Genomic DNA, 8,044 nt, shown 5'->3' with positions numbered 1-8,044 from the left:
GTCGTGCTCGCCGTTGCGCCGTCATCATCGGTCGTAACCAGGGTAATAGTCGCATCACCGTGGAAGTTTTCTGCCGGGGTAAAAGTAACTGTACCGTCGGTTTCATTGATAGTAACCGTGCCCTGCTCGGCCGGTACGTTTGCGGTGGTTGACACGATTGTGCCGTCAACATCGGCAGCGTTGTAACTCACCGTTATGCTGCTATCTTCATCCATCGCACCGTTGTCTGCGCTGATAGTTGGACCGTCATTGATATCCGCCACACTGATGGTTGAAGTTGTAGTTGCCGTCGCGCCGTCATCATCGGTAGTGACTAAGGTAATGGCCGCATCACCGTGGAAGTTTTCCGCCGGTGTGAAGGTAATCGTGCCGTCGGTTTCGTTGATCGTTACCGTGCCCTGCTCGGCCGGTACGCTTGCAGTGGTTGAAACAATTACTCCATCCACATCGGCTGCGGTGTAGTCAACTGTTATGCTACCGCCGTCTTCATCCATCGCGCCGTTATCTGCGCTGATAGTTGGGCCGTCATTGATATCCGCTACACTGATGGTTGATGTGGCCGTTGCCGTCGCGCCGTCATCATCAGTCGTGACCAGGGTAATGGTCGCATCACCGTTAAAATTCTCTGCCGGGGTAAAAGTATAGGTGCCGTCAGTTTCATTGATAGTGACCGTGCCCTGTTCGGCAGGAACCGTTGCAGTGGTTGAAACAATCACACCGTCAACATCGGCAGCGTTGTAACTCACCGTTATGCTGCTATCTTCATCCATCGCACCGTTGTCAGCATTAATAGTCGGACCGTCATTGATATCCGCGACAGAGATCGTGGAAGTCGTGCTTGCCGTTGCACCATCATCATCAGTAGTGACAAAAGTAATTGTCGCATCGCCGTTAAAGTTCTCTGCCGGGGTAAAAGTATAGGTGCCGTCGGTTTCATTGATTGTTACCGTGCCCTGCTCGGCAGGTACCGTCGCAATGGTTGAAACAATTACACCGTCAACATCCGCCGCAGTATAAGCAGCAGTTACACTACCACTGTCTTCTGCAACTGTGCTGTTTTCAGCCGTAATAGTCGGGCCGTCATTGATATCAGTAACGCTAATTGTGGAAGTAGTCGTTGCCGTCGCGCCGTCATCATCGGTCGTGACCAGAGTAATAGTCGCATCACCGTGGAAATTTTCTTCCGGGGTGAAGGTGATGGTACCGTCGGTTTCATTGATTGTTACCGTGCCCTGCTCGGCAGGCACTGTCGCTGTGGTGGAAACAATCGTGCCGTCCACATCGGCCGCGTTGTAGCTTACCGTTATGCTGCCGCTATCTTCATCCATCGCGCTGTTGTCAGCGGTAATAGTCGGACCGGCATTTACAGACTCTGTATTTGTTTCGGTAATAATCGCAGCCTGCTGTTCGAACTCAAAACCTTCTGTCTCGAATTCAGTTGTGGCGATGGTTTCTGCACCGTCACGGTCAAATTCAACAGCAGATGAGCTGCCGCCGTCACCTGTAGTTAAACCAGCCGCGGTTTCGAAATCTTCAATAGGCTGGTCACTGTCTGCAATCGCATCTTGAATAGCTTCTATTTCGCTTAGCAGCTCTTCATCAATCACAAATTCTTCAGTTCCAGACGCTCCAGCGACATCTGCTGTTTTTTCTAATAATTCATTTTCTAGATCTATCGCATCAACATCTAAAACGTTTTTGTTATCGTTTACATTATTACTCATTATTTTTTCTCCGAATTCATGATGTTAATGCCTGCGGCCATGTTGTTTATTTTTGCTAAGGTAAGCTGTAAATCTTTTTCAGGGGAAATATAAACAAACATGAACAAATTCCTTTTAAATGACAATATTCCAAAAAGCTGAAATGTATTACTAAAAATTTTTAACAGATAAATTTTGTGACGACAGCACATTGAATAATATAAAAAAAAGGTACTCGTCAAATAAACATCCAAGCCACCACCCAGATATACCGCTTAAAATACACCTTTACAGACCACCCGTCAACATTGCCAGTAAGCGACTGATTATAAATAGGTTTTCGTGTAACACCTACTAATCCTCTTTAGATTTCATGAGTCACAACCAACCATAAGCCTTAAATAAAATCAACAGTAATCATGAATGATTTTACATTTACACAAAACCGTAAACTTCCTGTACCATACCTAAAAACATCTCTCTTGGAATACAACAGTGACAAGAAGGTGCTTTTGAAATCAGTATTTTTGATAATTTAAATAACTTTTCTTCGTTTTTTGCCTTATTTACTACACTATATCTACAAGATAAACGCTTAGATTATAGCCTTAAAATGAATCAGAAAGCCGCTGTACACCCCACTTTTGAGATGTTTATTGGTGCAGTTTATAATTGCGACAAGTACTAAATATGAAGACCATACGAGTTAAAAATATAATAGAATGTGTTATTAGGCTTTGATTTAACATCTCTCATCTAGGCAGGCCATAGAGTAAAACATTCTATTTTTTATTCAGCTGTATATACAATCTATCGGAGGTAATATGGCAGTTTCTACAGCGACATTTGCAGGCGGGTGTTTTTGGTGCATCGAAGCAGCTTTTAATTCCCTGCACGGAGTCATCAAAGCCACTTCAGGTTATACCGGCGGCCTTACTGAATTCCCCACATATCAGAGCATTTGTACGGGTAAAACCGGCCATGCAGAAGCGGTACAGATTATTTATCAAGATCAGCAGATCAGCTATCTGGAATTATTAACTGTATTTTTCAGTCTCCACGATGCCACTCAACTTAACCGCCAGGGAAATGATATAGGTACGCAGTATCGTTCAGCCGTTTTTTATCATGACTTAAACCAGAAAGAAGCGGCTGAAAATTTCATCTTAGCGCTAAGCGATGGACAGTACGGTGAAGGTGAAATTCAAACTACAGTTAATGCCTCAAGTATCTTTTATGCAGCCGAAGATTATCATCAGAGATATTTTATTAATAATCCGTCACAGGGATACTGCCGGCTGGTTGTTTCACCAAAATTAAACAAGTTTAAAGAAAAATACCGCACAAAACTAAAAGCAGAGAGCAATTAGATTCTTCCTCTTAAAATACTAAGAGCTAATACTACTCCGCTTAATATTATCTTCTATTTTTGAAGTGTGCCTTTGATACAACACGGCTAAAAGCACACTTCCACATATAAAAAGAGCAGCCCGTAGGCTGCTCCTAACTAAGTCAGCAGTTCAGCTCTAAGTCTGACTGATCACATCATCTAGCACCGTAATCTCACCAGTAGCATCAACTACCGCAATATCAGCAATGATTAGCGGGCCGTTACTGTTTTCATTAAACAAGCTGTTAATAACAGTCACATCATCGCTGCCTAAATCAACCCCGTCAAGAATGATAGTCTGAGTAACTTCAGAGCCGGCCCCATCAACATGAATTGAAATAGTTGTATCTATGCCGTCAGATGAAAAGTCTAAGAAATCATCAAGATGATCACCTACTGAAACATGCAGAAGTTCGCTTAAATCAAGTTTGTCTTCATTTACATCAAAGTCAGCAATATGGTCAGTTCCACTGTCTCCATCGTGCCAGATAAAGGTATCAGCACCGTGTCCGCCAATCAGCAGATCATTACCTTCGCCACCGCTGAGCTGGTCACTGCCGCCTTGTCCAAAGAGAATATCATCTCCGGCACCGCCTGACAGTTTGTCATCACCGTCTTTGGCATCTGACACATTAAATTCATCAATATGGCTAGTGATATATTCATGAACGTCGGCTGTACTAACATCAATAAGCTCGCCGTCGGTTTTCAGATCAACATATTCCTGCAGTGCGGAATAACCATAACCATTATCTGCAGATCCTACAGCCAGGTCTCCAAAAATGATGTCATCACCTGTTCCACCATCCACGGTATCAGCTCCCTGCGTCAGCTGTGTCTCTGAGCCGGTTAAAAGAGTAGCAAGGTCAGCAATATCAAAATCAACAACGGCAGCTCCGTCTGTGTCATAAGGCGCTAAATTATCCAATGCAAGTCCATTGCCAAGACCTATCGCTTCCACATCCGATAATTTATTAAGTTCATCAAAAGCAGCCAAAGCTTTATTTTTTGCATCAGTCGAATTTTCTATAGCCAATTCTAAATGGTACGTTCCATTTTCGTTCACAAGTTTACCAATCGCGGCCTTGCTGTAAATGTCTCCATTTGCCGTAAATTCGTAGCTGTAAACTATACCGTCAGCATCAACTATTTCACATGCGGCAAAAGTAACACCGTTAGCAGTTACTTCATCAACAGTCACTACGCCTCCGGTATAACTATCATCCACTAAAGTGTTTAATAATACATCTGGAATACCAGTACTATCCCGATAATTAACTGCCAGTTGGTTTGCTTTTATATCTGCAAGGGCAACATCTTGTAAATAAGAGGTTGGTACGCCATCAGTAATAAAGTAAGTAAGGTTAGTACCGCTGTTTGTTGAAGCCAGCCCAGTTTCAAACCAGTCTGTTGTGGTTAGGAAAGCATCTTCATAGTTGGTCTGACCGCCTCTTTGAATATCATCATATACGCCCTGAAGCGTACCTAACGCGTCGTTGTCCGCAAGATTTACTGAGACAGTTGTGGTTACCAAAGAATCAAAATCAACTAGTAAAACATTAACAATGCCCGCATTCGCACCAGACGCGCTTTCAATCAGCGTTTCAAACAGAGTGGTAAGCTGCTGTTTTGCTGTCGTAATACTTCCATCCCCCATACTGCCTGAAGAATCAAGAACAAAAGCAATATTATAATTTTCACCTGCAACAATTTTAACACCCTGCGAGTCACTGACAATCACATCATTTCTGTCTGTTCCGTCAATAGTATTATCTCCATGAGCGCTGGAAATATAACCGTAACCAATTTCAGTTAAGTCAACCGGGATCTCGACCTGCGATTGGCCGTCTGCTGCAATAATCGTCAGACTGTGCAGATTCGACTCAATTGAATCAAAATCATTTGTATGGGCAGTTACACCTTTCTCAGTTAATGAAATTTCACCAGTCTGAGAGTCAACCTCAAAATATTCGTTAGCTTCTTTCAAGCTGTAAGTAACCGTATCCCCGTCATCAATATCGGCGGCATGAACCTTACCGATAACATGTGCATCAGTGCTGTTTTCTTCGTAGCTGAATTCATAAGAAACTTGGTCCGCTACAGGAGTATCATTACCCGGGCTTACCTCAACTTTTACCGTTGCTACATTCGACTCAATTCCATCGTTATCTTTTACCGTGTATGTGAATGAATCACTGCCGTTATAGTTCTCATCCGGTGTATAAGTTGCAAGACCGGTAATCGGATCAAAGCTAACTGTTCCGTGCTGCGGTGCATCTTTCAGGGCAACAGTTGCAGGGTCAATCGTTCCATCGGCATCGCTGTCGTTACTTAGAATATCAATATCAATTGATTTATCTTCTTCTGTGGCAATCGCCGCATTTGAGTCCGTGTGAGAAAGGTTTTCAGTGATCCATATATTCTCTCCCCGGGTATCGTCGGCGTTAACTTCCTTAAGTGTTAAGTCAAACTTATGACCATAACCCTGATCCCAGTAGAGAATATCAACACTGTGCGAGCCTGCTGTGAGGTTATCAATAGAAAACGTATCTGTTTTGATTGATGAATTGCCGTCATATTGAAAAACAATTTCGTCAGCTGTGCCTTTATCTAAAATTATTTGAAAACCATCATCGTGGAGAATATTAAACTCATAAGCGCCTCCCTGTTTAACATTTAAAGAGCCGGTTAATCTAATAATGGCGTCAGTCGCCAGCTCAGTGCTGCTGCCGGAAATACTTTGTGCATCATTATTAAGGAAGTTAATTAAATTAGTCGGCACACCGTCAGCATTAATATTATCAGCTAAGTTCGCAGATGAGCCGCTGACTTTCTGGTAATCAATTGCCGTGGAAACAAAGCTGATTTCTGAACCATTTGCAGCGATATACGCCTCAACTTCGGCAATACTGGTCAGGTTTTCCTGCTTACCCGGCTGATGGTTTTCCAGCTCGATGAGTTTAGCAGCGCGTTCCGCTTCAGAAAGCTGGCCGTAGGACTGATTGAAGAAATAACTCTTTTCTCCTTCGTCTGTATGGTCAAGCACATTGCCTTTACTGTCTTTCATCCATGAATCCTGCACGTAACCCCAGTATTCACCTTTTAGGCCGCCAAGAGGATCATCTACAGCAGTAGGCGCCACGTCATAATCTGATTCAGCCTCCGCGGTCAGTTCATTACCAAGTTCATCACTAACGGTAATTTTAGCTTCAATTTTGTTGTCACTATCCGCAACTAAATCCTGCCCTGAAACATCAATTTTATAGACAAGTTTGCCGTTTTCTAAAATAACGTCGCCAGTAAATTCTTTAGAATGAACCGTCAGTGTAACGGTATCACCCACTTTAGCATCACCGCCGACAGTACCGGTTATTTCAATATCCGTTTTAGCTTCAGCTGCATCAATTATATTATCTGCATTAGCGGTAAGCAGATCAATTGTGATGCTGGCTTCGTTAACATTTGTTTCAGACAATGTAATTTCAGCAGCAGTCGCTTTTCCTTCACCGTCAACTGCACTGATACTGTAAACACCGCTGTTAGGGCCGTTTTCAAAATCATTAACCGCGCTGCTTACACCGCTTGTTGTTAAGCTGATCTGCCCGTCACTGTTAATCTGATAGAAACTATCGGCACTAAGATGCGTTCCAGTTGCTTCAAATACAAAGTCGCTCACTTCAACATCATCACTGGCGGTTACAGTTGCAATCACATCACCAGCGTTCTGATTCTCTGTATAAGAGAAACTCTGCGCGGTAATCTGCGGCGCATCATTGGTGCCGTTTACAATGATTTTAATGGTGCCTTGATCTGTTGCGTTATTATCGTCTGTTACAGTTACCGGAATAATAAGCTCAACAGACTCATTACTGTTTAAGTAGTCATAGGCATCGTTTGTCGGATCAAAGCTGTATGAACCGTCCGTATTCAGAACAAAACCGGCAGGTGCTGTTGAGCCGCTGCTGATCGCAAATGTTGCAGTGGAATTCTGATCCACATCTGTTACTGGTACATTACCGGTTATTTCTGCATCACCTTCATTCACACTTTTTATAACATCAGTAATAATCGGCGCGTCATTGCTGCCTTCAATTTTAACCGTTACAGTTCTTTCGGTGCCGTCTTCACTGCTCACGGTAAAGACATCACTGACAGAATCACCGACATTTAATTCATTAAAAGCAGAATGAGCCTGATACGTCCATACACCGTTTTCTGCAAGTTCAAAACTGCCGTTATTACCGTCAATGCTGATCGCGATAAAGGTATTATCATTGTTATCAACATCCGTTACCGTTAAGGTGCCACCCGTTTCAAGCACGCTATCCGTTTCTGACATGCCGACATATGTGTGGGAGACAGAAGCTGCATCGTTGGTACCGTTAATCGTGATGATGATATTATGCTCAGTACCGTCAGTGGCTGTGACGGTATACACCTCGGTAATGCTTTCGTTGTCATTCAGGTACTGTACTTTGCTGTTATCAACGGCATAAGACCAGTCACCGTCCGCATCAATGGTCAATTCACCAAGCGCAGTCGGGTTAGTTGAACCGGCTGTTTTAAAGGTACCGTCATTATTAAAAGTGGTGTTATCCGTTGTATCGACATCGGTTAAGGTTAATGAACCTGTCTCTTTTAACTGGCCGTTATCAACCTCAAAGTCTTCCGTTACCGCGCCACTGTCGCTGTCAGTGCCGACTACCGTGATTTCAGATTTATCATCCGCACCGTTAATGGTGATGGTGATGTCATGCGTTGTGCCGTCAGTCGCGGTGACCGTGTAAACCTCGGTCACCGTTTCACCGTTGTTCAGATACTGTACTTTGCTGTTGCCTACTGCATAAGACCAGTCGCCGTTCGCATCAATGGTCAATTCACCTAGCGCAGTCGGATTCGTTGAGCCCGCTGTTTTAAAGGTACCGTCGTTATTAAAGGTGGTAGTATCCGT

General features: G+C 43.5%; 3 protein-coding genes. 1 reads left to right on the top strand and 2 read right to left on the bottom strand.

The annotated features are described in order from the left end of the window. The coding region (locus tag G327_RS0123390) for a tandem-95 repeat protein (RefSeq protein WP_019617234.1) at positions 1-1,724 on the bottom strand (1,724 nt) is incomplete at its 3' end. An 803-nt stretch (positions 1,725-2,527) separates the two neighbouring features. Between G327_RS0123390 and msrA the strand changes: the two genes are divergently transcribed. Next, positions 2,528-3,073: a peptide-methionine (S)-S-oxide reductase MsrA gene (gene msrA / locus G327_RS0123380; RefSeq protein ID WP_019617232.1), complete on the top strand. Its 546-nt coding sequence runs from the start codon at positions 2,528-2,530 to the stop codon at positions 3,071-3,073. A gap of 156 nt (positions 3,074-3,229) precedes the next feature. On the opposite strand, the gene G327_RS0123375 is transcribed toward msrA, so the two are convergent. Then, positions 3,230-8,044, bottom strand: a 4,815-nt coding sequence (locus G327_RS0123375; protein ID WP_019617231.1) for a VCBS domain-containing protein, incomplete at its 5' end; no start/stop codon positions are given.

The organism is Psychromonas ossibalaenae ATCC BAA-1528 (assembly GCF_000381745.1).
GTDB lineage: Bacteria > Pseudomonadota > Gammaproteobacteria > Enterobacterales > Psychromonadaceae > Psychromonas > Psychromonas ossibalaenae.
This window is presented reverse-complemented; position numbering and strand designations above follow the sequence as displayed.

Coding starts and splice junctions, on each gene's coding strand:
- msrA (WP_019617232.1), top strand. CDS start 2,528: ATGGCAGTTTCTACAGCGACATTTGCAGGCGGGTGTTTTTGGTGCATC.